At 53.8% G+C, this 26,809-nt stretch carries 25 protein-coding genes and 1 pseudogene; 19 read left to right on the top strand and 7 right to left on the bottom strand.

Annotation, left to right across the window (positions count from 1 at the left end; all coding sequences use genetic code 11):
- Positions 1 to 12: 12 nt before the first annotated feature.
- The 6 genes from PVE98_RS24190 (at position 13) to repA (ending at position 5,380) form a co-directional block, all read left to right on the top strand.
- Positions 13 to 1,029 (top strand): thioredoxin fold domain-containing protein, encoded by a 1,017-nt coding sequence (locus tag PVE98_RS24190; protein ID WP_276740367.1) that lies wholly within the window; start codon positions 13 to 15, stop codon positions 1,027 to 1,029.
- Positions 1,016 to 3,211 (top strand): F-type conjugative transfer protein TrbC, encoded by a 2,196-nt coding sequence (gene trbC, locus PVE98_RS24185; RefSeq protein ID WP_276740361.1) that lies wholly within the window; start codon positions 1,016 to 1,018, stop codon positions 3,209 to 3,211. The genes PVE98_RS24190 and trbC overlap by 14 nt, the downstream gene beginning before the upstream one ends.
- A 77-nt stretch (positions 3,212 to 3,288) precedes the next feature.
- Complete coding sequence (locus PVE98_RS24180; protein WP_313052594.1) at positions 3,289 to 3,822, top strand: phospholipase D family protein; 534 nt, start codon at positions 3,289 to 3,291, stop codon at positions 3,820 to 3,822.
- Between the two features lie 142 nt (positions 3,823 to 3,964).
- A complete protein-coding gene (locus PVE98_RS24175; RefSeq protein WP_276740329.1) occupies positions 3,965 to 4,219 on the top strand; it encodes a replication regulatory protein RepA in 255 nt (84 codons plus the stop codon).
- 230 nt (positions 4,220 to 4,449) lie between these two features.
- Positions 4,450 to 4,521 carry a RepA leader peptide Tap gene (tap, locus tag PVE98_RS24170; RefSeq protein WP_353735420.1) on the top strand — a complete coding sequence of 24 codons (72 nt, stop codon included), beginning with the start codon at positions 4,450 to 4,452 and terminating at the stop codon, positions 4,519 to 4,521.
- Complete coding sequence (gene repA / locus PVE98_RS24165) at positions 4,514 to 5,380, top strand: plasmid replication initiator RepA (protein WP_313052595.1); 867 nt, start codon at positions 4,514 to 4,516, stop codon at positions 5,378 to 5,380. The genes tap and repA overlap by 8 nt, the downstream gene beginning before the upstream one ends.
- A 1,103-nt stretch (positions 5,381 to 6,483) precedes the next feature.
- On the opposite strand, the gene cadR is transcribed toward repA, so the two are convergent.
- Positions 6,484 to 6,942, bottom strand: a complete 459-nt coding sequence (cadR, locus tag PVE98_RS24160; RefSeq protein WP_075203154.1) for a Cd(II)/Pb(II)-responsive transcriptional regulator — start codon at positions 6,940 to 6,942, stop codon at positions 6,484 to 6,486.
- Positions 6,943 to 7,249: 307 nt separating this feature from the next.
- Between cadR and PVE98_RS24155 the strand changes: the two genes are divergently transcribed.
- From PVE98_RS24155 to arsH, 3 genes are all read left to right on the top strand, one after another.
- Positions 7,250 to 9,640 (top strand): heavy metal translocating P-type ATPase, encoded by a 2,391-nt coding sequence (locus tag PVE98_RS24155; RefSeq protein ID WP_075203155.1) that lies wholly within the window; start codon positions 7,250 to 7,252, stop codon positions 9,638 to 9,640.
- Positions 9,641 to 9,834: 194 nt separating this feature from the next.
- The gene (locus PVE98_RS24150; RefSeq protein ID WP_048781204.1) at positions 9,835 to 10,167 is read left to right on the top strand and encodes a helix-turn-helix transcriptional regulator; all 333 of its coding nucleotides are present in this window, start codon (positions 9,835 to 9,837) and stop codon (positions 10,165 to 10,167) included.
- A complete protein-coding gene (gene arsH / locus PVE98_RS24145) occupies positions 10,164 to 10,886 on the top strand; it encodes an arsenical resistance protein ArsH (protein WP_075203156.1) in 723 nt (240 codons plus the stop codon). Before PVE98_RS24150 ends, arsH begins: the two co-directional genes overlap by 4 nt.
- A gap of 66 nt (positions 10,887 to 10,952) precedes the next feature.
- Here the strand turns inward: arsH and arsC are convergent, their stop codons facing one another.
- From arsC to PVE98_RS24125, 4 genes are all read right to left on the bottom strand, one after another.
- Positions 10,953 to 11,381 (bottom strand): glutaredoxin-dependent arsenate reductase, encoded by a 429-nt coding sequence (gene arsC, locus PVE98_RS24140; protein ID WP_048781205.1) that lies wholly within the window; start codon positions 11,379 to 11,381, stop codon positions 10,953 to 10,955.
- Positions 11,382 to 11,430: 49 nt separating this feature from the next.
- Positions 11,431 to 12,714 (bottom strand): arsenic transporter, encoded by a 1,284-nt coding sequence (locus tag PVE98_RS24135; RefSeq protein ID WP_048781206.1) that lies wholly within the window; start codon positions 12,712 to 12,714, stop codon positions 11,431 to 11,433.
- Positions 12,715 to 12,803: 89 nt separating this feature from the next.
- Positions 12,804 to 13,157 (bottom strand): metalloregulator ArsR/SmtB family transcription factor, encoded by a 354-nt coding sequence (locus tag PVE98_RS24130; protein WP_048781207.1) that lies wholly within the window; start codon positions 13,155 to 13,157, stop codon positions 12,804 to 12,806.
- Positions 13,158 to 13,403: 246 nt separating this feature from the next.
- A complete protein-coding gene (locus PVE98_RS24125) occupies positions 13,404 to 14,399 on the bottom strand; it encodes an IS110 family transposase (protein ID WP_048781208.1) in 996 nt (331 codons plus the stop codon).
- 568 nt (positions 14,400 to 14,967) lie between these two features.
- On the opposite strand from PVE98_RS24125, the gene PVE98_RS24120 reads away from it, so the two are divergent.
- Positions 14,968 to 15,171, top strand: a complete 204-nt coding sequence (locus PVE98_RS24120) for a hypothetical protein (protein ID WP_048785347.1) — start codon at positions 14,968 to 14,970, stop codon at positions 15,169 to 15,171.
- Between the two features lie 507 nt (positions 15,172 to 15,678).
- On the opposite strand, the gene PVE98_RS24115 is transcribed toward PVE98_RS24120, so the two are convergent.
- Positions 15,679 to 15,921, bottom strand: a complete 243-nt coding sequence (locus tag PVE98_RS24115) for a hypothetical protein (RefSeq protein WP_048785345.1) — start codon at positions 15,919 to 15,921, stop codon at positions 15,679 to 15,681.
- A 280-nt stretch (positions 15,922 to 16,201) separates the two neighbouring features.
- Between PVE98_RS24115 and PVE98_RS24110 the strand changes: the two genes are divergently transcribed.
- From PVE98_RS24110 to PVE98_RS24070, 9 genes and pseudogenes are all read left to right on the top strand, one after another.
- Complete coding sequence (locus tag PVE98_RS24110; RefSeq protein WP_048785343.1) at positions 16,202 to 18,016, top strand: copper resistance system multicopper oxidase; 1,815 nt, start codon at positions 16,202 to 16,204, stop codon at positions 18,014 to 18,016.
- Between the two features lie 133 nt (positions 18,017 to 18,149).
- Entirely contained in the window at positions 18,150 to 19,043 is an 894-nt protein-coding gene (locus PVE98_RS24105; protein WP_126690499.1) for a copper resistance protein B, read from the top strand.
- Between the two features lie 38 nt (positions 19,044 to 19,081).
- Positions 19,082 to 19,462, top strand: a complete 381-nt coding sequence (gene copC, locus PVE98_RS24100) for a copper homeostasis periplasmic binding protein CopC (protein ID WP_075203224.1) — start codon at positions 19,082 to 19,084, stop codon at positions 19,460 to 19,462.
- Between the two features lie 4 nt (positions 19,463 to 19,466).
- Positions 19,467 to 20,399, top strand: a complete 933-nt coding sequence (gene copD, locus PVE98_RS24095; protein WP_048785340.1) for a copper homeostasis membrane protein CopD — start codon at positions 19,467 to 19,469, stop codon at positions 20,397 to 20,399.
- 28 nt (positions 20,400 to 20,427) lie between these two features.
- The gene (locus tag PVE98_RS24090) at positions 20,428 to 21,108 is read left to right on the top strand and encodes a heavy metal response regulator transcription factor (protein WP_048785337.1); all 681 of its coding nucleotides are present in this window, start codon (positions 20,428 to 20,430) and stop codon (positions 21,106 to 21,108) included.
- On the top strand, positions 21,105 to 22,502 hold the full coding sequence (locus tag PVE98_RS24085; protein WP_048785335.1) for a heavy metal sensor histidine kinase: 1,398 nt from the start codon (positions 21,105 to 21,107) through the stop codon (positions 22,500 to 22,502). The genes PVE98_RS24090 and PVE98_RS24085 overlap by 4 nt, the downstream gene beginning before the upstream one ends.
- 147 nt (positions 22,503 to 22,649) lie before the next feature.
- Entirely contained in the window at positions 22,650 to 23,000 is a 351-nt protein-coding gene (locus PVE98_RS24080; RefSeq protein WP_048785333.1) for a DUF305 domain-containing protein, read from the top strand.
- A gap of 413 nt (positions 23,001 to 23,413) precedes the next feature.
- Positions 23,414 to 23,836 (top strand): translesion error-prone DNA polymerase V autoproteolytic subunit, encoded by a 423-nt coding sequence (gene umuD / locus PVE98_RS24075; protein ID WP_048785327.1) that lies wholly within the window; start codon positions 23,414 to 23,416, stop codon positions 23,834 to 23,836.
- A gap of 8 nt (positions 23,837 to 23,844) precedes the next feature.
- Positions 23,845 to 24,123: pseudogene (locus PVE98_RS24070) on the top strand (DNA polymerase V subunit UmuC); the annotation flags it as partial.
- A 149-nt stretch (positions 24,124 to 24,272) separates the two neighbouring features.
- Here PVE98_RS24070 and silP read toward each other — a convergent pair.
- Positions 24,273 to 26,714, bottom strand: a complete 2,442-nt coding sequence (gene silP, locus PVE98_RS24065) for an Ag(+)-translocating P-type ATPase SilP (RefSeq protein ID WP_048785322.1) — start codon at positions 26,712 to 26,714, stop codon at positions 24,273 to 24,275.
- Positions 26,715 to 26,809: the final 95 nt, after the last annotated feature.

Genomic DNA, 26,809 nt, shown 5'->3' with positions numbered 1-26,809 from the left:
AGGATGAAGACCATGGAATTTACCTCCAGAAACGGCTCCTTTAATGTAAGCATCACCGGCGGGTTACTGACCGCCAGCCGGGTTGTAAGCCCGCTTTTCACCCTCCCACTGAAGGCGCAGCCCTGGTTCGTCCTTCACAGTGACGGACTGTACGCACAAAACGCTCATGACGCGCTGACCCCGCTCTACCGCGGCAATGACGCAAAGGAACTGCTGGCATGCCTGACTGATGTGCTTTATGCCCGCGAACACCGCTGTACGGTCAGGCGCCGCCTTTCCATGCTCGCAGGCGCAATCGCGATCATAACGGCTGGCTGGTTTGCGATCTCGCCGCTCACTGCGCTAAAGCAGGACGACCGTGGCCAGCAGGCACGTTCAGCTGCCTTAAACGTGCCGGCTTATTTCAGCCCGCCGGCAGCCAGCCAGGTCAGAGAGGTGTCACAGCAAAATAATGCCCCACAGAATGCCGTCTCGACAGGGCCTGCAGACGGCTGGGATCTGCCGCTGAACGTTCGTTCCCAGCTGCCGGCGAAGCTGAAAAGTGCCGCAGAAAAGGGAATCTTCACTGTGCCGCTCTCAACCGGGCATGAGCGAACGCTCTATGTGTTCGCCGATCCTGAGTGTGCGAACTGCCAGCGGATGGAACGTCACTTTGAAACTGCTGCAGGCAGGGTGAACGTGGTGATCTTCCCGGTCACCATTGAAGGGCGAGACTCATCGCTGAAGTCACTCACGCCAGTGATGGCGATGCCGGAAACCCAGCGCGCCGCAGCGTGGAAACAGCTGTTTGACGCAGATGCCGGCGTAAGCGTCCCCGGCGCCGCACCGGGTGCCCCAGCCATGGACGAAACGCAGGCAGAAAACGCGCGCGGGGCGATTGGCGTCAACGAAGTGGCATTCCGGGCCTGGCGTCTTCCTGGCACGCCCTGGACAATTTCTGACGACGGTCGCTACGTGCCGCAGAGCGTGCTGAGCTCGCCGGCGGCGCTGGAGGCGTTCTTAAACGGAGGTGTTAATGTCGGACAGTAACTCTCCGCTCGACAATGCGCGCGTAAACCGGCACGTTGGCCGCTCCTGGCTCACGGACGCGCTGGCGGACACCGGAACGCTGCCCTGGGGGATGCTGGCCGCCGTGGGCGCCGGCATCGTCTGGCCCGCTACGCTGCTCCTGAGCCTGCCCGTGCTGCTGTTCTGGTCTGCGGTCGTGGCGCCGGCCGGGCGCTGGAAGATGCCCATGCGCATGCCGACAGACATGAACCGGGACGATCCGTCGACGGAACGGCAGGTGCCGGCAAAGGTGCTGGGCTTCCTGCCGATCGCGACCGTCCGCATTCACACCGACCGCGCAGCGGGCATTCTTTACGCCGGCTACCTGCGCGGCAGGGATGCCGGGCGAGAGCTGTGGCTCTCGATGGACGATCTGACGCGTCACGTGCTGATGTTCGGTACGACGGGCGCCGGCAAAACGGAAACGCTGCTGGGCTGGGTGTTCAACGCACTGTGCTGGGGAAAAGGCCTGATTTTCTCTGACCATAAGGCGCAGAACGATGTGGCTTTAGCCATGATGTCCATGGCCCGCCGGTTTGGGCGCGAGGATGACCTGCGCATAATGAACTTTATCACCGGCGGGCGCTCCCAGGCGCAGGAGTTACTGGAGGATAAAAAAGGCCGGCCACAGACGAATACCACCAGTGTGTTCGGTATCGCCCAGGAAACTTACACCATTAACCTGATGGACTCGATGCTGCCGAAAACCGGCAGCAGCGGTGGCGACTGGCAGGAAAAGGCCCGCTCGATGAACCAGGCGCTGGTGACCGCGCTGGTTTATAAGTGTCGACGCGAGGGAACGGTAATGTCCCAGCGCACCATCCAGGCACACCTGCCGCTGCGCAAAATCGCTGGCCTTTACGTGCAGGCGGTTGAAGAGCAATGGCATGAGGAAATCCGTATTGCGCTGGAAAACTACCTCAGCACCCTGGCGGGTTTCGATATGGACAAGGTGACCACGCCGTCGGAATGGGATCCGGAGGCTAACCGGCAGCATGGTTATCTGATGCAGCAGTACACGCGCATGCTCAGCCTGTTCAATGACACCTACGGGCACGTGTTTGCACATGACGCGGGCGATATAGACCTGCGCGACGTGGTGCATAACGATCGCATCATGATTGTGCTGGTGCCGGCGCTTGAGCTTTCAGCGACCGAGAGCAGCACGCTGGGCCGCCTTTACCAGTCCCAGTTGGCCATGATCCTTAGCCAGGATCTTGGCGAGAAGATAGAAGGGCGCCCGCAGGACAACATGAAGGTGCGGAAGTTTAAGGACCGGTTTCCGCTTCTCTGGATAATCGATGAAGTTGGCGCAGGCTATAGCGAGAAGCTGGGTGAGCTGGCAACACAGGTCCGCTCGCTGGGCTACTGTCTTCTGCTGGCCGGTCAGGAGGTCCAGCGCCTGAAGACGGCGGCGGGGGACGCGGTATGGACCCTGATTGCCAACATGGGCGTACGTTTTACCGGCAAAATCATGGACCCAAAAGACACTCTTGAGATCCTGCAGCTGATGGCTGGCACCGAATACCGCGCCCACATGAGCGCGATGGTGCAGCAGGGCAGCATACTTGGCAGCGGATGGAGCGATGACACGCGGCTGCAGGTGACCGAAAAGAAAAAGGTCGACGTCGAAGAGGTGCAGGCGCTGCAGGAAGGGGAAAACGTGACGTTGTTCCGCGGGCAGGTCATTCGCGGCAGCTCTCTTTACGTCAAGGATGCCGACAAATTCACGAAAGAGGCTGTCCGGATTAACCGCTTTCTAGAAGTTACTCCCCCTTCTAAAGAGAAACTGCTGGCCACCATGCCGTATCGTCAGCGCCGTAGCTACGTGCGCGCCGACAAGGTTCAGGGCATTCTGCGCGTGCTGGACGCCGCTCCGCGTGGGCAGGATACCAGTAAACTGGTGCTGACCGATCCCGCCCTTGCCGGCGTCTGCGAGTTTGACCTCGAATGTACGTTCAGCTGGAAACAGTCACCGTCAGCAGCAGTACGCTCTGCCATTCTCTGGCGCATGACGCTGGCCAGCCTGCCGGCGCGCGGCCGGGGCTACCAGGTGCGCCTGCGCGAGCCGCGCCTGATGGGTGCCTCACCTGAAGCTATCAACGAAGCCGCTCAGAACTACGTGCCGATAAAACCCCTTTCAACAGACAACAGCAGAACATAAAGCGCCCGTTTATCCCTCATCATTTTTTACCTGCAACATGCTGCTGGCGTCCTGCCAGCGGTGAAAAGAGAGCAAACATGAAACTTACTCAAGCGACAATCGCGATTGCGGTATGCCTGACTTTTTCTGCAGCAGCATCCGCAGACACTCCATCCCTTGACGTCGGGTTTTCTCCGGAAGGAAGCGCACAGCAGCTGGTACTGCGCACGCTGGACGGTGCCCGAGAGAGCATCCGGCTGATGGGCTACAGCTTCACTTCACCCGAGATCGTTAAATCCCTGGTCGCAGCCAGACAGCGCGGCGTAGACGTCAGGGTGGTAGTCGATGACAAGGGGAACCGCAGCAAGGCAAGCCAGGCTGCGATGAATGTGGTGGTGAACGCTGGCATCCCGTTGCGCACCAACAGCCAGTACAAAATCATGCACGACAAAGTCATTATCACTGACGGCCAGAACGTCGAGCTCGGCTCGTTCAACTACACCCGCAGCGCTGCAGAATCCAACTCAGAGAACGCGCTGGTCGTGCGAGGTGTGCCGGCACTGGCGCAAACTTACCTGACGCACTGGCAGTCACGCTGGGAGGGAGGCTCAGACTGGAAATCTGCTTACTAACAGCCATTCACCTTCACTCTTCACATGGAATTTGAGCAGCGCGCCAACGCTGCTCACACCTCGCATAAAGTTAAGTCGCTGATTCCAGCGATCTGTAGTATTCTCTGCCAAATTCGATCTGAATTTAGTGGAGGAGGCAGAGATGTCGCAGTCAGTTAACGCAGTCACTTCCTCAGCAGGGTCCAAGCGTCCGTATCGTAAGGGTAATCCTTTAAGCGCTGCAGAAAAGCAGCAGGCTGCTGTGGCCAGAAAAAAACTAACGCACAAGGAACTCAAGATTTTTGTGCATAGTCCGATTAAGGACAGGCTAATGGCAGAGTGCGAGAAGGAAGGCGTGACTCAGGCAGAGTATATTGAACGTCTCCTGCAGCAGGCATTTAATGACAAAGATAAATAGGTAATGGTATTACCTTCTTGTCGTATGTCAGCTGAAGTGATAGATTGCAGATCGTAAAGAATTTTGGTCGGCCACGCCGCAAGGTGGCAAGGAGCTGGTTCTGACCGATTGTTAAGAGCCAGAAAAAAGAAAACCCCGATAATCTTCCTCAGTTTGGCGACTCAGGAGAAGACTAACGGGGCCCTAGAAACTGCATAGAAGCTGTTGCTCTATGCGGGGAGTATAGTTTTATGCCCGGAAAACTGCAATACCTTCTGAGCTTACTCCTTCTGTGCAACATAAGCGCAGAAAGGCGTGATTAAGCAACTTACTGAAGCCACAACATTTTATCAGCAGGTTAAGAATCCCAATCCGGAATTTATCCCGGAGCCGGGTAAGAAAACTCTGCCGTTCTGCGAAAAAATCCGGGAGAAGGCGGCTGGCTTTACGCAGCGCGTTGAGTTCCAGGCGCTCGTTGCGATGGAAATTGCTCACGGATCGCGTAAGCGTCGGCCACCTGTACTTAGGATTCGCGCGCTTGAAGCCGCGCTGCAGGCGCTCTGCCATTATTACAATCCCCTGGCTAACCGTGTAGGCGCGTCGCTCACGACAATGAGCATTCGCTGCGGGCTGGCCACAGAGAAAAAACGTCTCTCGATCACCCGCTTCACGGGCGCCGTGCAGTTTATGGCCCAGCTGAAGCTCCTCACTTATAACACCGAATACGATAAAGAGATTGGCTGCAATATCCCGACTGATATTACCTTTACGCCGCTGATGTGGCAGGTGCTGGACGTATCAGAAGAGGCCGTTGCAGCCGCGCGCCGCAGCCGCGTGGAATGGGAAAATCGTCAGCGGGAGAAGAAGGGCCAGCCGCTGGCCGACGCCGGCGAGCTCATCAGCGCCGCCTGGTCTTTTGTCCGCGAACGCTTCCGTGAATATCAGAAGTCGCGCCGCGAACATGGCCTGAAGCGCCACCGCGCGAAGAAGGATGCACCTCGCTCGCGTAAGGACATCGAGCAGCTGGTTCGCCTGCAGCTGCAGAAAGAAATCCGCAACGGTCGCTTCTTTGGTGGCCTCGATGCAGTACGCGCAGAGATAGAGCGCCGGGTGTCAGAGCGCATGAAGCTCTCCCGCGGCAAATACTCTCGACTCGACGACGATCTGCTGGTCACGGTCTGACGTCCTGACGTTGCAGTACCCTGATCGGCCTGGCGCATCTGCGCCGGCTTCGCCCTGCCTGCTATCCGGCCGCTGCGGCCGTTTTCACATGTCTTCCTCCCTGACTTCAGCTATCCGGTTTGCGCCGGAGGCCTTCGCACGTCTGCAGTAATCTGCTCGACTAAAAAAGATCCAAATCAGTCGGTTGCACGTACACCATTTCTGCGATCGCGCGCACACATTTTCACCCGTTTCGCTGCCGGCAGACGCTGGCCGGTTCGTTTTTGAGTTATCCACATTAACCACAAGAGGGTTACTCTATAAACTTCTGTCCAGACAGCTTCTTAACCACTGGACGGTATTTTTACAAACCTCGATGTTTCCTTTAAAACCCCGATCTACTTTCTTTTAAACATCAGTTATTACTTACCTTTAAATATAAAACCTATTCACCACACGTCCTGTGGACATGTGAATAATGCCCGCCCTTGCAGCGGACCATGGTCCGCGCCGGTTCGGGTCAGACGCTTCGCGTCAGAGGTAGCACCCGTCGCAAGCGCCGGGCAGTCTCCGTAGTTACAACAAACCAATCACCTGACATCATGATCGCAGTGCGCATATCAGCATCGAGGGGCTCCCACCCTGAAAAGCGCCGCCGCCCCGGCCAGAGGCCGGGATGGAGTCGCTTTTATAGATGAATGATGTAACTAGAGAAGGTGCCGCTGTTGGTCTCATCGCTTCAGCACCGGATAACACGCCCGTAAGCGGCCCTGACGGCCCGCTAACGCGGAGATACGCCCCGACTGCGGCTACGCCTTGTCGTGACCACTCCGACGGCGCACAGGGGCTTTACATCGCGTTTAGCAGGTTTGGCTTAGCAGGGCAAGGGATGGGTTTGGTGAAACCTATCAAAACGGAACCGGCTTCGCCGGGCTACCAGCGCCGTCCAGCTCTTGTGCAATATGCAACTGCTTCTGGCGCCTTCATGCCGCTTCGCGGCATTTAAGGGCTGGCTACGCACTGCTCGCCAGCCTGTATGTGCTTCTCAAGCCAATATCCGCTTTGTGCCAAAAGCGGACGTTTACTTTTGATTAAGACGCTTTTTTGAGCGGAGTTTTTAGAGATCAATGAGAATGGCTCCCTGCAAGGTGGCCCGGTGTGATCACTGGCGACACATATTCCGGCTCTTCAGTCTGCTCCAGCTCACGCAGAATGCCGCAGTCGCGAGTCGCCCGATTTGCGTTGCAGTGACTCCGAAGCTCATTCAACTGGTTTTCCAGCATATTCAGCTCGCAAATCCGGGCCTGAACATGATGAAGATGCTCATCTATCAGAGCGTTCACCGTTCCGCAGTCTGCATCTGGCTGACTGCGCGCCTGCAGCAATACCCGGATTTCACCATGCGTCATATCAAGCGCCCGGCAGCGACGGATAAACATCAGTCGCTCCAGATGCGTGCTGTCATAATGCCGGTAGTTGTTTGTCTGGTCGCGTATTGCAGGCTGTAATAATCCTTCCCGTTCGTAATAACGTACGGTTTCAACCTGGCACCCTGCCTGCCGTGCGAGTTCGCCAATTTTCATATTTCACCTCACTCATGCTTGACCCTGTAGTTGCTTCAGGGTCTTTAATGCCACTATAAGCGATGAACAGGATAAAAACATGAGTGACTGCTGCAGTAACAGTAAATGCGGAACGACCGCATCCGGTAAAAACTCGCCTGTAAAAGATATGGACGTCGTAAATTCCGATATTCCGGCGAAGGAAGGCAGGCCAGAACACGACGCTGCCACTGAATGTTGCAGCGGTACTGGCTGTTGCGCGTCAGAAGCGATAAACCCTTCAGCCAGAGATGCTGCCGGGAATGATATTCAGACACGCCTGCGCATTATGCAGATGGACTGTCCTACAGAGGAGACCCTGATCCGTAAGAAACTAGGGCCTCTGTCTGCTGTAAAACATCTGGAATTTAACCTTATGCAGCGGACGCTTACTGTTACTCACGCGGCCCGTGCTCTTGAACCGGTACTTGAGGCTGTACGCTCGCTGGGATTTGATCCGCAACTGACGGGCGAAAAATCCGCTGGTCAGAAGAGCTCTTGTTCAGGCAGTCAGCCATCAGGCACGACCGCTTCCTGCTGTACTCCGTCCCCGGTCACTTTTAGTGAGCTGCAGACGCAGCAGACTACTGCTGAAGGGGTGCGTACCAGTATCCGGATTATGCAGATGGACTGTCCCGTGGAAGAAGGCCTGATCCGTAAAAAACTGGACGGCATGCCTGAGGTCAAAGAGCTTGACTTTAATCTGATGCAACGTGTGCTGACGGTAGTCCATACTCCTGATGCGCTGGATCCGGTTCTGGTGGCCATTCGCTCACTGGGCTTTGAACCTGAACTTCCTGACAGCAGTGGCCAGCATGCAGTAAAGGAAGAAAAGAAAAAATCCTGGTGGCCGCTGGCGCTGGCTGGCGCAGCGGCGATAGCCGCTGAGGCCATGCACTGGGTCGGCATGCCTGAGTGGGTCGAGGCTGCGCTGGCTCTGATTGCCGTGTCAGCCTGCGGCCTGACTACCTACAAGAAAGGCTGGATAGCACTGCGTAACGGCAATCTGAACATCAATGCTCTGATGAGTATTGCTGTGACCGGTGCGCTGGCGCTCGGGCAGTGGCCGGAAGCCGCTATGGTGATGGTGCTGTTCACGATAGCAGAGCTGATTGAGGCAAAGTCTCTTGATCGCGCCCGTAATGCTATAGGCTCCCTGATGAAGCTGACGCCAGATACGGCTACGGTTCAGCAGCAGGACGGTTCCTGGAAAGAAACTGATGCAAAATCTGTTTCTCTGGACAGCGTGGTCAGGGTCAGGCCCGGCGAGCGTATTGCGCTGGATGGCATTGTAACCCGGGGCCGCACCGCCATTAATCAGGCACCCATTACCGGAGAAAGTCTGCCGGTAGATAAAGGTGAAGGCGATCCTGTATTTGCCGGCACGGTTAACGGCTCGGGCGGCTTTGAATATCGGGTGACGGCTGCTGCCGGGAACACCACGCTGGCGCGAATCATTCATGCCGTAGAGGAAGCTCAGGGAGCAAAAGCCCCCACACAACGCTTTGTCGACCGCTTTTCACGTATCTATACGCCCGTCGTATTTATCATTGCGGTTGCGGTTGCGGTTCTTCCGCCTTTGACTGGCGGAGGAAGCTGGCAGGAATGGATTTATAAGGCGCTGGTCATGCTGGTTATTGCCTGTCCGTGCGCGCTCGTGATTTCCACACCGGTGACTATTGTCAGCGGTCTGACGTCTGCAGCTCGCAGAGGGATCCTGATTAAAGGCGGTGTTTACCTGGAGGAAGGCCGCCGGCTTAAATGGCTGGCGCTCGACAAGACCGGTACGCTTACTCACGGGAAGCCGGTACAGACAGATGTGGTGATTTATGCCGGTGTCACGGAAAGCGAAGGGCGTGCGCTGGCTGCCAGCCTGGCGGGTTATTCCGATCACCCGGTATCGCAGGCCGTGGCGGCGGCGGCAAAAGGTACACAACGTTATACCGTGGACAGTTTTGAAGCTCTGGCCGGGCGCGGCGTCCGAGGAGTGATCAACGGAAAAACTTACAACCTTGGAAACCTGAGGCTGACGGAAGAAACGTTAGCCTGCCCGCCCGCTGTAAAAGAGGCACTTGCCCGGCTGGAAACACAGGGGAAAACCGTTGTCTTACTCAGTGATAAAATGCAGGTGCTCGGGCTGTTTGCTGTGGCTGATACGGTTAAAGAAAGCAGCCGGGAGGCGATAAAAGCGCTGCACAGCCTCGGCGTCAGTACGGTCATGCTTACGGGAGACAATGCGCACACCGCCAGCGCGATCGCCAGTCAGGTCGGTATAGATGAAGCCCGGGGCGACCAGCTGCCGGAAGACAAACTCCGCGCTGTAGAGTCGTTTGCTGCTCAGGGCACTACGGGCATGGTCGGAGATGGCATCAATGATGCCCCGGCGCTGGCCCGTGCGGATATTGGCTTCGCTATGGGCGCAATGGGAACCGATACTGCAATTGAAACCGCCGACGTGGCGCTGATGGATGATGACCTGCGGAAAATACCTGCCTTTGTCCGGCTATCCCGACAGACCTACAACGTTCTGGTTCAGAATATTGTCATGGCAATTGGAATAAAGGCAGTATTCCTGGCTCTGACAATCGCAGGCATGGGCACAATGTGGATGGCCGTGTTTGCGGACGTGGGCGCAAGCCTGCTTGTTGTGGCAAACGGCCTGCGTTTATTGCGTAAATAGCTGCTTAATGTGTTGCCCGTCGGATGACGGGCAATGTTCTCTTTTCACTCATAGTGAACGCTGTCCTGCGCATGCATCCGTGTTATGCCAGAAACAGACGTTCAGCTTTAACAATTACTCAAATAAAAAGATTTTGCCCGTTTGACTCCATAAATATATTTCCATTATTCTGGAAATACAGTTATGGAGGAAGTATGGATTTAAATACTGCAGCAAATGCACTCCGTGAATTAGGACACCCGACGCGCCTGGGCATTTATCGGGAACTGGTTAAGGCGGGCCATAATGGCCTGCCGGTCGGCGAACTGCAGAAGCGCCTCGGCATTCCGGCCTCCACGCTCAGCCATCATCTTTCTGCGCTGATATCCGCCGGCCTGATCAACCAGGAAAGGCAGAGCCGTACTCTGTTCTGCAGACCGTGTTATGCGCAGCTTGAGCAGCTGATGGCCTTTTTGACAGAAGAATGCTGCGCAGGCGGCAGCTGCGGCCTGTCACCCGCGACGACTCACGAAGAGACCTCATTGTGAACAACATCAACAATACCCTGAAAAACATTGACCCCGCGCTTCTGGACATGCCGCTGACGGAAGAGAAACTGCATGCCACAGAAGTGGCGCACCCGCCTCGCATTCTGATGCTCTACGGCTCGCTGCGAGAACGCTCTTACAGCCGGCTGGCGACGGAGGAAGCCGCCCGGCTCCTGACGGCGATGGGCGCAGAGGTTAAAATTTTTAACCCGTCCGGCCTGCCGCTGCCTGACGATGCCCCGGAGACGCACCCAAAAGTTGTCGAGCTGCGTGAGCTGGTTCTCTGGTCAGAAGGTATGGTCTGGTGCTCGCCTGAGCGTCACGGCGCCATGACCGGCATCATGAAGGCGCAGATTGACTGGATACCCCTGACGTCCGGCGCGGTTCGCCCGTCGCAGGGAAAAACTCTCGCCGTCATGCAGGTGAGCGGCGGCTCGCAGTCGTTTAATGCCGTCAACCAGATGCGCATCCTCGGCCGCTGGATGCGCATGATTACCATCCCGAACCAGTCATCCGTAGCAAAAGCCTGGGCCGAGTTTGAGGAGGACGGCCGCATGAAGCCTTCCCCGTATTACGACCGCATCGTTGACGTGATGGAGGAGCTGATGAAATTCACCCTCCTGACGCGCGGCCGGAGTGAATATCTGACCGATCGCTACAGCGAAAGGAAAGAAAGCGCCGCGCAGCTTTCAGAGCGGGTCAACCAGCGCAGCATATGAAAAAAGCCGGCATTTTGCCGGCTTTTGTTTTTGTATGTCCCGTCCAGTCAGGCGCATGCTCAGGGGTCAGCGGCTGATACGGTTTCCGTGCTCATCAATAACCTGCTCGCCATCTTCTTTTGTAAAAGGCCCCTGCTGCGGATCTGGCAGAATGTCCAGAACCGCTTCAGACGGACGACAGAGCTTTGTGCCGAGAGGCGTCACAACTACCGGACGGTTAATGAGGATGGGGTGAGCCAGCATGGCATCCAGCAGTTCTTCATCGCTGAACCGGTCCTCTGCCAGACCCAGCTGCTCATAGGGCTCTGTATTTTTGCGCAGCAACGCGCGCACGCTAATCCCCATATCCGCAATCAGTTTTTGCAGCTCGTCGCGCGTCGGCGGCGTCTCCAGATACATAATCACTGAAGGCTCCACGCCACTGTTGCGGATAAGCGCCAGGGTATTACGGGACGTCCCGCAAGCCGGGTTGTGATAAATGGTGATATCAGTCATAAACGGTACTCCGTTACGGTGCTGCGCAGACGCAGCCCCGGGGTTAAGGTTAAACAGACAGGCGCAGGACCAGCGCCGCCAGCGTCACAAAAAGCACCGGCAGGGTCATTACGATGCCCACGCGAAAGTAATAGCCCCAGCTGATGGTGATGTTTTTCTGCGCCAGAACGTGCAGCCACAGCAGGGTTGCCAGGCTGCCGATTGGGGTGATTTTCGGACCGAGATCGCAGCCGATGATGTTGGCGTAAACCATCGCCTCCTTTACCACTCCCTGAGCGGTACTGCCGTCAATGGAAAGCGCGCCAACCAGTACGGTAGGCATGTTGTTCATGACCGATGACAGGAAGGCCGTCAGAAAACCGGTGCCCAGCGTGGCACCCCAGACGCCGTGCTCCGCAAAGCGGTTCAGGATGGCAGAGAGATAATCCGTAAGTCCGGCGTTGCGCAGGCCATACACAACGAGATACATGCCCAGCGAGAAGATGACTATCTGCCAGGGCGCGCCCTTCAGCACCTTCCGGGTATCAATAGCGTGTCCTTTCCGCGCAACCAGCCAGAGAATAAATGCGGCTACCGCCGCGACCAGACTGACCGGCACGCCCAGCGGCTCCAGACCAAAAAAGCCGGCCAGAAGCAGGAGCAGCACCAGCCACCCGGTTTTAAAAGTGCGCATGTCACGGATAGCTTCCCGTGGCGTTTTCAGCTTAACCAGGTCATAGGTTGCCGGAATGTCTTTGCGAAAAAACAGATGCAGCATCACAAGCGTGGCCGCCACGGAGGCAATATTCACCGGCACCATGACTGACGCATACTCACTGAAGCCCAGCTTAAAGAAATCCGCCGTCACGATGTTGACCAGGTTCGACACGATGAGCGGCAGGCTGGACGTGTCCGCGATAAAGCCAGCCGCCATCACAAATGCCAGCGTGGCCCCGGGGCTGAAGCCCAGCGCCAGCAGCATGGCGATAACAATGGGCGTCAGGATAAGTGCCGCGCCGTCATTAGCGAACAGCGCCGCCACCGCCGCACCCAGCAGAACAATATACGTGAACAGCAGCCTGCCCCTGCCGCCTCCCCAGCGGGAAACGTGCAGTGCCGCCCACTCAAAAAATCCTGACTCATCTAACAGCAGGCTGATGATGATGACCGCAATAAACGTGGCCGTGGCGTTCCAGACAATCTGCCAGACGGCCGGAATATCCCCGATATGCACTACGCCGGTCAGCAGCGCCAGCGCAGCCCCGATAAGGGCACTCCAGCCAATACTGAGCCCTTTCGGCTGCCAGATAACCAGCACCAGCGTCAAAATAAAAATTGCACCCGCCAGAAACATATACCCTCCTTCAAAACTGCGCCTGTCAGAACTGGCACAACGACCCAATGAATACATATACGTAAAAGCATATATGTATGGTCAAATTTTTAAATGCAGACAGGTTTACCGTTAGTCATTGCGTTGTCCCGCTCAGCCTGCTGGCTGAGGTGCAGAATGTCATCCCGCTGACACAGATAAGCCTGTTCAATGACGGCTGCCGCCCAGGCAGGCATGTGAGGTGACAGCCGGTAATGAATCCATTTGCCATCACGCCGGTCGATAAGCAGGCCGCTGTCTCTGAGCAACGCAAGATGACGGGAAATTTTTGGCTGGGCTTCCCTGAGAATGGATGTGAGTTCACAGACGCAAAGCTCCCCCTTTTCCCGCAGTAGCAGCACCAGACTGAGTCGGGTTTCATCAGACAACGCTTTGAAAAGCTGAAGGGGGTTTAGGTGAACCATGACAACTCCTGTGTATGAAGCAACAGGTAGTATCGCTACGTACAGACTGGCGATCAACTATATATTCGAAAAAGAATATATATCACCCCCGTTGCATATTCTTTTTTGCAAACCAGTTCTGTAATACAACCGAGCGTTAATCACGGGAGGATGTAATCGCTTAATGTCCGCTTTTCGCTCTTAGCGGACTTTGCCTTGTTCATAGTGTCTGTTCTATGAACTACGCCTTTAATATCTGGACGGACATCAGGTATGTACCAGGGAATTTGAAATCTCGTCACAGAATGCGGTACCTGTTTTCAGTACACCGTAACACCAGTGCACCAGTTTTCTCATCAGGGCACCAATGGCCACCATTTTTGGCTTTCCTCGCAGGCACAGCTCATTGTACATATTGCGCATCCGCTTATTGTGAATTTTTCCGCAAAGGGCTGACATATAAAGCTTTGCTCTTAACTGAGGAGGGCCTATTTTCGACATGCGGGAGCGATTGCGTACCGACGTGCCTGAACGCTTCTCCACAGGCACCACCCCCAGAAAAGCTGCAGCCTGTTCAGCTGACTCAATATTATAGCTGCGCAGCACGACCAGCATGTGCATTCCCAGCTGCGGCCCGACAGACTTAATCGATGTCAGCAGGCTGAAATCCCGCTTCAGGTCAGGACAAGCCTGGATGTGCGCTTTGATTTGTCGCTCGATGCTGTCTACCTCTTCACGAAGCAGATGCGCCATGCGCATGCAGGAACTGATGACATCTGCAGGCGTATAGGTTGACAGGTATTTTTCCAGGCGATTCTCCTCACGCACGGCATCGCCCAGCAGCACATCCCTGCGACGTAAGAGCGCACTGAGATGTCTGATTTCAGGTGCCGGCGGCTTCCAGCGATGTGGCTTTTTCAGGAGTGCGTAACAGGCCAGCATGTATGCATCGACTTTGTCCGTTTTCGTCATGATCCCCATGCCGCGGGCAAATTCTCTGCTACGGTGAGGGTTAGCCAGTGACACACAGAAACCTGCGTCATATAAGTCAGTGGCCAGCCGCTCGTGATAAACACCGGTTGCTTCCATAACCAAATGAACGTCCTGCGGACCGCAGTGCTGGAGCCTGAGCCAGCGAATTATGTTATCTGTTGCGCTCCGATCATTCCGGATATTGCGCGTTTTGATGCGACCTTTGATACCGTCATAAAGCATGCACAGATCAAGCGTGCTTTTGCTTACGTCTACACCCACTGGAAACATAGTTTCGCTCCTCTCACATAAACCGTCACGCCTGTTTGCCTTGTACATACGGAGTCGAGCTCCCGGTAACCGTTCAACCTGATGTGCTGGCGTGAAAGGTGAAGCGGAGGGCCTGATGCTGCTAAACAACGTTCAGTCTGTTAATGACCTTAAGGACAAGGGCGGGCTCGCTCTGCTTCAGTGGTGGTAGCTAATCACCACATAATCTTAGATACAAGGGCAAGGGATGGGAGCGGTGAAACCTATCAAAACGGAACCGGCTTCGCCGTGCTACCGGCGCCATGCAGCTCTTGTGCAATATGTGGCTGCTTCTGGCGCCTCTATGCCGCTAAAGCGGCATTCAGGGGCAGGCTGCGCACTGCTCGCCCGCCTCAAGGAAATAACGTCAGGAAAATTTACTCACAGCTCAGCCTTTTCTGTAGCGATCTCTGGCATTGTGGCGGTCTCCTGCTGCCAGTCGTGCTGCATATTCTGACTGCAGTAATCGCAGTAATTCTGGGATAAGAGCAGGCGTCACAGGCCACGGAAGGCTAAAATCTACGTCAAGAAGCTGATAAAGGAAGGATAAATGGCATTTCAGAACCCGGCGCAGAACTATGAGGAAAAGCGGCTCAACCTTGGTGATATGGTCAGCCTTTCCACACACTCAATCTACCTGATGCGCAGCGCCAGCGATTATCCGGAAGTTGGGGTTGATCGAATATCACATATGATTAGCGTATTTATTGACCATGCCCCTGACACCTTCAGTCTTACAAGTCCGGCAATGTAATATGATTTGGGTGATTCTTATTGCACAAATTCTTTCTGGAGTAATTGCCCGCATCGTATGACTTGTACCGGATACGACTTCAACCTTCCCAAAAATAGTGCAAAAAGCTTACTTATTAAAAGCAACTCGTCCGTAAAACGTTATATGGAGGAAGTGCCTATGACAAGTGATGAAAAGACGATAATTGAGAGATATATACAGAAACTGAATGTAGCCATAAAAAAGGATCCATAATGCATTAGTTATCTTCTTATTGAAAAACCTTATTAACAATCAAGTCAAAGTAGAATTAAACCTCTAAATAAATAATAAAAAATCATTAACACTGTCTTTCATACTACTGGTCAGATAGAAAAAGAAGGCCCGCCACAGTCAGACGGGCCGGCTGAACTCAGCCAGAAAGTTTTAACAACCATATGATTAATGAGGGTAAATCACACAACATCCGGGACACAATTGAAAGCTCATGAGAACCAAAGGCACTCCTGTATAACAGGGTGATGAAAGCTATTGTCCCTGCTGCAGCATTTTGCGATGCATATCAATAATGCTCTGGTGTGCCGGAGAATTTGCATTGTTCATAGTTTCATGTGCAATAATTGCCTGCTCATGTTCATTCACAGACGTGGACTTAGACATTGACATGCAATTCATACTGGCACATTCACCGTTTTTTTCCGGCACCTGATTCGCCCATGCCGATGTAACAGTCAGCATGGTTACGGCTGTAACAAGGATAAATTTTTTCATTTAAGACTCCTTCGCATTCAATAATAAAAACCAGCTTTTAGCCAGGTGGTGTATCACTGCTTCAGTGGTTTCTATCGTAGAGTAAAAATGAAAGCGCAGGTTAAATATGACAGAAATGTAATTTAAATCAGCTTCTTTCAACATGACAGGATTGTAATCATCTGCTCAGCCTGGCTGTGATAGTTTGCAGTTATTCATATAAACATTCTTTCACAGACAGTACTGGCACATCAGAATCAGGATGTTTTTCTGACTGAAGTACCTATTTCGGAGCACAGTCATGCCGCTAAATAGTTCACGCCGCGACTTTATAAAAGGGATTACAGTTGCCGGGATTGTCGGAGGAGTTGGCCTGCGATCCTTTGATGCGTTTTCAGCAGTGAGTCTGATGAGCGCACGCACCATGACCGGAACTGAATTTGATTTATTTATCGCAGAAACTCCGCTCAATATCACGGGTAACCCCCGTTATGCCAAAACAATTAATGCCGGTTTACCGGGCCCGCTGCTGCGCTGGAAAGAAGGAGATACCGTTACGCTGCGCGTCAGAAACCGACTCGATGAACCTACCTCCATACACTGGCACGGCATTATCCTGCCTGCCAACATGGATGGCGTCCCGGGTCTCAGCTTCCACGGCATAGAGCCGGATAACACCTACGTCTACTCCTTCCGTGTAAAGCAAAATGGAACCTACTGGTATCACAGTCATTCCGGTCTGCAGGAGCAGGAAGGTGTGTACGGACCAATCATTATTGATGCTGCAGATCCGGAACCGTTTACATATGACCGGGAGCATGTGGTCATGCTGACGGACTGGTCTGATGAAAATGCGTCTGCCATTCTCGCAAAGCTTAAAAAACAGTCTGATTATTACAACTTTGCCAAACCTACCGCACGTGAGTTCTTCAGGGATGCCCGGGAAAAAGGCCTCAGCAATACGCTGGCGGACCGCAAGATGTGGGCTGAAATGAAAATGAACCCGACCGACCTCGCCGACGTCAGTGGAGCTACGTACACCTACCTGATGAACGGTCAGGGGCCAGCAAAAAACTGGACTGGTCTTTTCCGTAAGGGTGAAAAAATTCGCCTGCGCTTTATTAACGGCTCTGCCATGACTTACTTCGACGTGCGGATCCCCGGCCTGAAGATGACCGTGGTTGCCGCTGATGGTCAGTATGTCAACCCTGTCGCCGTAGATGAATTCCGCATTGCTGTTGCTGAAACTTATGATGTCATCGTTGAACCGGCTCAGGATGCCTATACCATTTTCGCACAGTCGATGGACCGAAGCGGTTATGCACGGGGGACGCTCGCCTCACGTGAGGGGCTTTCAGCCCCCGTCCCCTCTGTCGACGCCCGGCCCTGGCTGACCATGGATGATATGGGCATGGGAGGCATGGATCATGGAAGCATGGGCGCAATGGATCACAGCAGCATGGCTGATGCAGGGCAGATGCAGGGCATGGATGGCGGTGAAATGCAGGGCATGGATGGCAACAGCATGCCTGCCGCTGCAGCCGGCAGCATGGCGGGCATGGATCACAGCAGTATGGCTGGAATGAGTGACATGCAAAAGCATCCGGCTTCTGAAACCGGTAATCCTCTGGTCGATATGCAGGCCATGATGCCCACTCCTAAACTCAGCGATCCGGGTATCGGGCTGCGTAATAACGGACGTAAGGTCCTGACATATGCCGATCTGAAAAGCACGTTCGAAGACCCGGACGGGCGAGAGCCGTCACGTACCATCGAACTTCACCTCACCGGGCACATGGAAAAATTTGCCTGGTCTTTTAACGGCATAAAATTTTCTGATTCAGAGCCCGTCACACTCCGGTACGGCGAGCGAGTCCGTATCGTACTCGTTAATGACACCATGATGACTCACCCGATTCATCTTCATGGCATGTGGAGCGATCTGGAAGATGAGGAGGGTAATTTCCTTGTCCGTAAGCACACCATTGATATGCCACCGGGAACCCGCCGCAGTTATCGGGTTACCGCTGATGCGCTGGGCCGCTGGGCTTATCACTGTCACCTGCTGTTTCATATGGAAACCGGCATGTTCCGCGAAGTCCGGGTAATTGAGTGAGGTACTTCTGATGTCAGTTTCTGAACGCATTAACAAGAAAAAAATCATTTCCTGCCCTGCAGCCAGCCTGCTGATTTTATCAGCATTTTCTGGCAGTTATATATCCACAGCACGGGCCGCAGATTCTGCATCGATGCCCAGTATGCAGGGGCACGACATGAAAGGCATGGACCATTCAAAAATGAGTGGCATGGATCATTCTGGTATGGAAAACATGACCGGGATGGATCACTCCGGAATGGGAAACATGGCGGGTATGGAAAGTATGTCCGGAATGGATGGCATGGAGTCTATGCAGCCAGCCGCCCCGACTGAGAGCCGCACACCGATTCCGGCATTGACCGATGCCGATCGGCGGGCAGCATTTCCGGATGTACACGGGCATAAAGTGCACGACAGCAGCATTAACTGGTATGTGCTGGCCGACCAGCTGGAGTGGCAAAAAAACAATGATTCCGGCGGGTTCAGCTGGGATGTCAGCGGCTGGGTTGGTGGCGATATAGATCGCCTCTGGTTACGCAGTGAAGGTGAAACCAGCAAAGGAAAAACGGAAAGCGCCGAAGTTCAGGCTCTCTGGGGACACGCAGTCTCACCGTGGTGGGACGTCGTCGCCGGTGCGCGTCAGGATTTCAGGCCCGGCCGGCAGCAGACCTGGCTTGCTGCCGGTTTTCAGGGGATGCCGCTTTATAACCTGGAAACCGAGCTGACCGCGTTTGCCGGTGAAAGGGGTCGGACGGCTTTGCGTTTTGAGACTGAATATGACGTGTTGCTGACCAACAGGCTGATCCTGCAGCCATCACTGGAGGCGAATGTCTTCAGCAAAGATGATAAAGACCGGGAGATCGGAAAAGGGCTGTCTAATACCGAACTCTCGCTGCGGCTTCGTTATGAAGTGAGGCGTGAATTTGCGCCCTATATCGGAGTTTCATGGAATCAGCTGTACGGCAATACCGCCGACATGGCCGCCCGCGAGGGAGAAAAGGATAACGAAGTACGTTTCCTGCTCGGAGCCCGCGTGTGGTTCTGAAGTAGTTAATCTTAATAAACAACAAGACAGGTATGACTATGAAATATTCTTTTGCTACTTACGCCATCGCTGTTGCTGCTTCTTTTGCCGCATTCACTGCACAGGCACACCCGGAGCTGGCCTCCTCTGTTCCTGCAGACAAGTCGCAGGTATCCGCTCCTGCGAAAGTTGAACTGCACTTTACAGAAAACCTGGTTACGAAATTTTCAGGTGCCCGCCTGGTCATGACGGCAATGCCGGGCATGTCCTCTCATTCACCCATGCCTGTAGCCGCGAAAGTAGCAGCAGGCAGCGATCCAAAAACGATGGTGATTACACCAGCTAAGCCTCTTGGCGCCGGTACCTATAAAGTGGAATGGCGCGCTGTCTCTTCCGATACGCATCCGCGCACCGGTAACTACAGTTTTGATGTGAAGTAATATCATGAACGATCAGACCTTTATTGTTATCCGTTTTTTTCTTTATCTGGACCTGATGGTTTTATTTGGTCTGCCCTTATTTGAACTGTATGCCGTCAGGGGAAAACTTAAAAAATCGGTGTCACTTTTCAGCGTCTGGTCGTTCTACTTCCTGTTGATTTCGGCAGGCATTGTTTTATCGCTGGCTAATATGCTGCTTGTCGCTAAGGCAATGAGCGGCATGACTGATGTCGGCGAAATTACGCTTCACATTATGGAGATGGTAATCGGGGAAACAGCCGTCGGCCTGAGCTGGGTTATACGCCTGATTGCGCTGTTAATCGCTTTTATGGGGCTGGGGTTACGTCTGCGCAATGCCCGCATATCCCATTATGTACTGACTCTGTCAGGAGGCGTTGCACTGTCTACGCTTGCCTGGGGTGGCCATGCTGCAATGAATGACGGGCCTGATTACTGGCTTCACCTTTTGAGTGATATAGTTCATTTGTCGGCAGCGGGAGCATGGGTTGGAGCCCTGGCGGCATTCAGTATCCTGCTGTGCCTGAAAAAAGTTGAAAATGCCGGTCACGCTCGTCAGCTTTCTGATGCGCTGACAGGATTTGGCAGAACAGGGTCTGTGATTGTTGTCAGCATCGTTCTGACCGCCGGGATTAATTTTTTCTATATTGTTGACGATCCCTTCCGGACGCTGCCGGGCAGTCATTACGGGTTACTATTGCTTACCAAAACCGCACTTTTCTTTGTGATGCTGTTGCTGGCGGCCGCTAACCGCTTCAGGCTGGCTCCCAGACTGGAAACCGCCCTGAGTCAGGGCAGGTATAAGACAGGAATTGCACTGATGCGCAGAAGTATTATCACAGAGTTCAGTGTATCCATCCTGATCCTCGCAACCGTAGCATGGCTTGGCACCCTGTCGCCCGGCTCGGGTATGGAGTAATCATTAAGCTGAAACGGGATATGTCGCCATGAGCTCAATTCTTATCGTTGAGGACGAACTTAAAACAGGAACTTACCTCAGACAAGGCCTCCAGGAGGCGGGCTACAACGTGACCCTGGTCAATGACGGCCTGCAGGGGCTTGAGCACATACTGAAGCAGCGTTATGACCTTATCATTCTGGATATTATGCTGCCCTCCATGGACGGATGGGATATCCTGCGGCAGATGAGAATGGCCCGTCATGAAGAACCCGTGCTGTTTCTTACCGCAAAAGACAATATCAGCGAAAAAATCAGAGGCCTCGATCTGGGGGCCGATGACTATCTGCTCAAGCCCTTCGACTTTGCTGAGCTGCTGGCCCGCATCCGGACGCAGCTGAGGCGTAACCGCTCACAGACGGGCGGTATACTTACCATTGCAGACCTGACTATAGATGTCGCCCGCCGGAGTGTCAGCAGATCCGGGAAACGAATCCATCTTTCATCCAAAGAGTTTTCTCTCCTGGAGCTGTTGCTGCAGCGTCGTGGAGAAGTTCTGCCCCGAAACCTGCTTTCTTCGCTGGTGTGGAATATAAATTTTGAAAGTGACACGAATGTTATTGATGTGGCTGTCCGACGCCTGCGTAGCAAAATTGACGACGACTTCAGCCCAAAGCTTATTCATACCGTACGGGGAATCGGCTACGTACTGGAGATCCGTGAAGAGTGAAGCGTAACTGGTCCCTGACGTCCAGGCTGAGCATTGTGTTTGCAGGCGTCATGATGTCTGTATGGCTGCTTTCGAGCGCCTTACTGGTGACCGCGCTGGACAGCTATTTCCGTAATCAGGATCTGACGCTGCTTAACGGAAAGCTTGAGCTGGCAACCGAGCTGCTTGAAGGAGAGTTTCATAGCGGTCGCCTGAACAACGCCGGACTGGCACGTAAGTTAGCCGACGCGATGGTAGGCCATAGTGGACTTTATCTGTCCGTCAGAACTGCGGACAACCGGATACTGACCGACTATGTTTCTCCGGGGTTTCCGGTTCCGGAACAGCGCTTTGCCGTTAATATACATCAGCCCGGTGTCCTTCAGACGACTGAAGATAACGGGTGGCGCTATAACGTTATCGTCAGAAAAGTGAGTGTGCCGGATGCCAGCGGGCAGCGCGATATGCTGATAACCGCTGCCTATGATACGAGCCTTCACGACGCCTTTATTGCCCAGCTAAAGAAGTGGCTGATCTGGTTTAACGGGGGCCTGATTTTTATATCGATACTGCTGGGCTGGATTGTCACCAGAATAGGGCTGCGGCCGCTTAACGAAATTAACCGCCTGGCCTCGGCAGTAACCGTTAATAACCTCGGCGAGCGCCTGCCGGCGCACCGGCTACCCGCTGAGCTCCTGCCTACGGTTGCAGAGTTCAACAGCATGCTGGAGAGGCTCGAAAGCTCCTTCCGGCGTCTGTCCGAATTTTCATCGGATATTGCTCACGAGCTTCGCACCCCTGTCAGCAATCTGATGATGCAGACGCAGGTCGCGTTGTCACGGGAGCGTGATGCTGACAGTTACAGGGAGATCCTTTTTTCCAATCTAGAAGAGCTGGGCAGGCTTGCCAGAATGAGCAGCGATATGCTTTTCCTGGCTAAGTCAGATAATGGCCTTCTCTCCCTCAAAAAGGAGACAATCATGGCACATACTGAAATTACCGAGCTGATTGAGTATTTTGAACCCCTGGCAGCTGAAAATGGAAAATCCCTTAATCTTGAGGGCGATGCCTGCTTTGCCGGTGACCGGCTGATGATTCGGCGGGCGCTGAGTAACCTCATAACAAATGCAATAAAATATTCTTTAGAGGGCGATGAGATCCTGATTTGCGCAGAGCAGGGGGAAACGCTGGCTTATATACACGTATCGAACCGCACCCGTGTCATCACTGATAAAAATATTACAAGACTTTTCGACCGGTTTTACCGGGCAGATACGTCACGTCAGCATAATACGGACGGTGCAGGGCTCGGTCTCTCAATCACGCGATCCATTCTGCAGGCACACAATGGTTCGTTACAGGCTGTGATGAACGGCGAGTTAATAACCTTTACGGTGGAATTGCCAGCAGCCTGACTTTGCGCTTATGCTTTTTTGTTCCAGACTTATACCTGTAACGACAACTCTCTGATCTGCATCAGTAGACTCTTCCGAAAAGAGTGGAGGGATAATTGATGACGATCTGAAACCCTGATTTTATCTGATGCTGAGAAGGAACGAATCATGAAGAAATTTTCTCTGACACTGGCTGCGTTGATGCTTGCCCTGCCGGCAGCCGTTATGGCCCAGAAGCCGGATATGAAAATGTCGCATGACATGAACATGTCCCCGGCGTCAAAGGACTACATGTCTGGTATGCAGCAGATGCATGACGGCATGATGAACGCGGTAAAAGACAAGGATGCCGACAGGGCCTTTGCAAAAGGCATGATTGAGCATCACAAGGGGGCGATCGCTATGGCTGAAACAGAACTCAAATATGGCAAAGACCCTGAGATGAAAAAAATGGCTGAAAATATTATCAGTGCTCAGAAAGAAGAGATAAAGCAGATGGAAAACTGGCTTAAAAAGTAACATTTCACCGTCAGTATATGCGCCGTATAAGTTACCTTCCTGTCTTTCAGTGGCTCGCCCTGGCGAGTCATTGCTTTTTTTGTTCTCACATACCTCAGAATCAGAACCTGATCGTTTACCCTGCAGGGTATGCAAGACACCGCCGGGCCTTGCGTACATTTGCCCCACTTGCTTATGGTGTGTGAATGTTCAGCGCCAAAAAGAAATAAAGCGGTCACCCTTCATACAGATGAGCAGGTTAAATGCCTGCAGCCGTTTCGCTCTGCTTGCCAGATAAAACTGCCTCATTAATGCTGTGCGCATAAACAGTATAATTAAGAGGAGGATTTCTATGGTCTGTTCAAACGCAATTACCGTTATACGGCAGTACATCCGGGGGCCGGGATTATGAACCGGGCCGTTATGCACAGGGCCTGACCTTACTCTGGCCACCGGTCTTCACACCGCCTGTCCGCGTAGCGCTCTATGCGGAGCCCTGCGCAGCTGGCTTCCCCTCCCCTGCTCAGGATTACGTGGAGAAAGAACTCGATCTCAATGAGCTTTGCATACGCCGACGAGCATCAACGTTCTTCGTACGTGCCAGCGGACACAGTATGCGCGATCTGGGATTGTGTGATGGCGACGTCATGGTGGTTGATCGCGCAGAGGAAGCCACCCACGGGGATATCGTTATTGCTGAGGTAAATGGTGAGTTCACAGTCAAACGTCTTCAGCTGTTCCCGCGGCTCGCACTTCTGCCAATGAATCCGTCTTATTCCATTATCTATCCTGAAGAGCTGCAGCTGCTCAGCGTGGTCACATGGTTTTTTAACAGCACGCGCGCACGCCGGAGGTAGCTATGCCTGTGTTTGGCCTTGCCGACGTAAATTCGTTTTATGCCAGCTGTGAAGCCTTATTCCGCCCCGACCTGAGGGGGAAGCCTGTGGTGGTGCTGAGTAACAATGATGGATGCGTGCTCGCCCGCAGCGCTGGCGCAAAAGCGCTGGGAATAAAAATGGGCACCACATGGTTCCAGATTAAGACGCAGAATTTTCAGGAACGGGTTTACGTGTTCAGCTCAAATTACGGGCTTTATCACAGCCTCAGCCAGCGCGTAATGATGGCGCTGGAAGAAATATCCCCCCCGGATCAGCAGTAAAAGATAAGCCCAGTAGCCGACCAGATGTGAGCAGTGCTAACGTAAAAGCACAAATGCCGCGAGCTCGACTACTGCAACCTCGGCATAAGTGGTACTTTCATAACGGTCTCCTTCTGTCAGCAAATGCGCACTAATTAATGCCCTTCTTTGCCGAGCCTGATACTTCTCAGACGTAACGCATTAACGATAACACTGACGGAAGAAAGGGCCATAGCCGCTGCCGCAATTACCGGCGAGAGCAATATGCCATACGCCGGATAAAGCAGACCTGCGGCCACGGGCACTCCGATGGCATTGTAGATAAAGGCAAAAAACAGATTCTGCCGGATATTTTTCATGGTGATCTCGGACAGATGGCGAGCCCTGTTCAGCATCATCAGGTCACCTTTAAGAAGCGTGATGCCGGCGCTCTCTATTGCCACGTCAGTCCCCGTACCCATCGCAATCCCCACGTCAGCAGCCGCGAGTGCAGGTGCATCGTTCACGCCGTCACCCGCCATCGCCACCACATGGCCTGTTGCTTTCAGCCGACTAATCACTGCTTTTTTACCATCAGGTAAAACCCCGGCTTCGACCTCTTCTATTCCGAGCTTATGCGCCACGGCTTCAGCAGTAAGCTGGTTATCCCCTGTCAGCATGACAATACGGATACCCGCCCCACGTAAGGCCTTAAGTGCCTCGGGCGTGGTTGCTTTAAGGGGATCCGAAATAGCGATCAGGCCGGCAAGCTGCCCGTCTTTCGCCACATAGATAACGGTTGCGCCTTCCCTGCGCAAGGCATCCGCAGTGGTCTTCTGGTTATCAATAACGATACTGTTATCCTGCATGGCCAGCTCATTACCAATAATAACCCGTTGCCCTTCAACATGCCCTGAGACCCCTTTACCTGACGGGGCATTAAAATCACTGACTGTCGGTACCGTGATCCCTTTTTCACGTGCGGCGTTGACCACTGCCATACCCAGCGGATGCTGTGATCCTTTTTCTACGGCGGCCGTCACTCGTAACAGAGCCTCTTCGCCGCCCGGTATCAGGCTGATTATACCAGTCACCGAGGGCGCACCTTCCGTGAGCGTGCCGGTTTTATCGACAACCAGAGTGTTCACTTTTTCAAGGCGTTCCAGGGATTCAGCGTTTTTGATTAAAACCCCTGACTGGGCCCCTTTGCCCACCCCCACCATTATCGACATGGGTGTGGCCAGTCCCAGCGCACAGGGACAAGCGATAATCAGGACCGAAACCGCGGCTATCAGACCGTGCGCTACCCTGGGTTCAGGCCCCCAGACAGCCCAGACCACAAACGTGACGGCTGCAATGAGTATTACCAGGGGAGCAAACCATCCCGAGACACTGTCAGCCATTCTCTGAATGGGCGCGCGTGAGCGTTGCGCATCAGCGACCATCTTTACAATACGGGACAGCATTGTTTCATCACCGACTTTCTCCGCCTGCATGATGAGGCTACCGGTCTGATTTATGGTCCCTCCGATAACGCGGTCATTTTCCGTTTTGGTAACCGGCATTGATTCCCCGGTTACCATCGATTCATCCACGGTGGTACGGCCTTCGAGCACGATGCCATCAACCGGAACACTCTCTCCAGGCCTGATACGGAGTTTATCGCCAGGCAGGACGTCTTCTGCTTTGATATCCGTCTCATGGCCATCAGGATCCAGACGTCTGGCTGTTTTGGGGGCGAGGTTCAGCAACGCGGTAATGGCGCCTGACGTTTGTTCCCTTGCCCGTAATTCAAGAACCTGCCCCAGCAGGACCAGCACCGTGATAACGGAGGCCGCTTCAAAGTACACGGCAACCTGGCCATTCATGATCCTGAAGGACGCAGGAAAAAGAGAGGGAAAGATCGTGGCGATGACGCTGTACACCCAGGCTACTCCCGTGCCCATTGCAACGAGAGTAAACATGTTCAGCGAGCGGTTACGTAGCGAGGCTCCGGCACGCGAGAAGAATGTCCATCCGCACCACAACACCACCGGAGTGGCCAGAAGCAACTGCAGCCAGACGTTGTACTGTGGCTGCAGTAATTGCATCATTCGCGGAAACAAATGGGATCCCATTTCGAGCACCAGAACCGGTAACGTCAACAGCAATCCCAGCCAGAAGCGTCTGGTCATGTCGCGAAGTTCATCACCCTGGCCCGTGGATGCTGTGGCAACAAGCGGTTCCAGCGCCATTCCACAAACGGGGCAACTTCCGGGACCACTGCGACGTATCTCCGGATGCATCGGACATGTCCACACGCCGTCAGACATCGTTTTCTCACTCTGCCGGTATGACGGTTTTACCCTTTCAGGGCTAGCTTCATGATGATGGGAGGCTTCATTGGCGTTTCCGCTCAGATAATGATCGGGATGGGCTGAAAATTTGCTCTCGCAGCTGGCAGAGCAGAAGTAAAACTGATGGTCATGGAATCTGATGCTGCTGTGCGCCTTTTCCGGCAGGATGGACATTCTGCACACGGGGTCCCTTACCTTACGCACTGACTGACTGGCGTCTGCGGATCGCGTCTGTTCAGAAGCAGGCTGGTGATCGTGTGTCACTGCATTATCATTTTTCACAGTAATTTTCCTTATGCACACCTGAGCGTCTCATATCTACAGAGTATGTCACGGATGCGATTACCACGAATAATGCCGGCATCAGACCGGATGAT

The organism is Pantoea sp. GABEPS69 (assembly GCF_045780835.1).
GTDB classification, from domain to species: Bacteria; Pseudomonadota; Gammaproteobacteria; order Enterobacterales; family Enterobacteriaceae; genus Pantoea; species Pantoea septica.
This window is presented reverse-complemented; position numbering and strand designations above follow the sequence as displayed.

Excerpts from the sequence above, each read along its gene's own strand:
- PVE98_RS24190 (WP_276740367.1), top strand. The coding sequence starts at position 13 with ATGGAATTTACCTCCAGAAACGGCTCCTTTAATGTAAGCATCACCGGC.
- trbC (WP_276740361.1), top strand. The coding sequence starts at position 1,016 with ATGTCGGACAGTAACTCTCCGCTCGACAATGCGCGCGTAAACCGGCAC.
- PVE98_RS24180 (WP_313052594.1), top strand. The coding sequence starts at position 3,289 with ATGAAACTTACTCAAGCGACAATCGCGATTGCGGTATGCCTGACTTTT.
- PVE98_RS24175 (WP_276740329.1), top strand. The coding sequence starts at position 3,965 with ATGTCGCAGTCAGTTAACGCAGTCACTTCCTCAGCAGGGTCCAAGCGT.
- cadR (WP_075203154.1), bottom strand. The coding sequence starts at position 6,942 with ATGAAAATTGGCGAACTCGCACGGCAGGCAGGGTGCCAGGTTGAAACC.
- PVE98_RS24155 (WP_075203155.1), top strand. The coding sequence starts at position 7,250 with ATGCAGATGGACTGTCCTACAGAGGAGACCCTGATCCGTAAGAAACTA.
- PVE98_RS24150 (WP_048781204.1), top strand. The coding sequence starts at position 9,835 with ATGGATTTAAATACTGCAGCAAATGCACTCCGTGAATTAGGACACCCG.
- arsC (WP_048781205.1), bottom strand. The coding sequence starts at position 11,381 with ATGACTGATATCACCATTTATCACAACCCGGCTTGCGGGACGTCCCGT.
- PVE98_RS24135 (WP_048781206.1), bottom strand. The coding sequence starts at position 12,714 with ATGTTTCTGGCGGGTGCAATTTTTATTTTGACGCTGGTGCTGGTTATC.
- PVE98_RS24130 (WP_048781207.1), bottom strand. The coding sequence starts at position 13,157 with ATGGTTCACCTAAACCCCCTTCAGCTTTTCAAAGCGTTGTCTGATGAA.
- PVE98_RS24125 (WP_048781208.1), bottom strand. The coding sequence starts at position 14,399 with ATGTTTCCAGTGGGTGTAGACGTAAGCAAAAGCACGCTTGATCTGTGC.
- PVE98_RS24120 (WP_048785347.1), top strand. The coding sequence starts at position 14,968 with ATGGCATTTCAGAACCCGGCGCAGAACTATGAGGAAAAGCGGCTCAAC.
- PVE98_RS24115 (WP_048785345.1), bottom strand. The coding sequence starts at position 15,921 with ATGAAAAAATTTATCCTTGTTACAGCCGTAACCATGCTGACTGTTACA.
- PVE98_RS24110 (WP_048785343.1), top strand. The coding sequence starts at position 16,202 with ATGCCGCTAAATAGTTCACGCCGCGACTTTATAAAAGGGATTACAGTT.
- PVE98_RS24105 (WP_126690499.1), top strand. The coding sequence starts at position 18,150 with ATGCCCAGTATGCAGGGGCACGACATGAAAGGCATGGACCATTCAAAA.
- copC (WP_075203224.1), top strand. The coding sequence starts at position 19,082 with ATGAAATATTCTTTTGCTACTTACGCCATCGCTGTTGCTGCTTCTTTT.
- copD (WP_048785340.1), top strand. The coding sequence starts at position 19,467 with ATGAACGATCAGACCTTTATTGTTATCCGTTTTTTTCTTTATCTGGAC.
- PVE98_RS24090 (WP_048785337.1), top strand. The coding sequence starts at position 20,428 with ATGAGCTCAATTCTTATCGTTGAGGACGAACTTAAAACAGGAACTTAC.
- PVE98_RS24080 (WP_048785333.1), top strand. The coding sequence starts at position 22,650 with ATGAAGAAATTTTCTCTGACACTGGCTGCGTTGATGCTTGCCCTGCCG.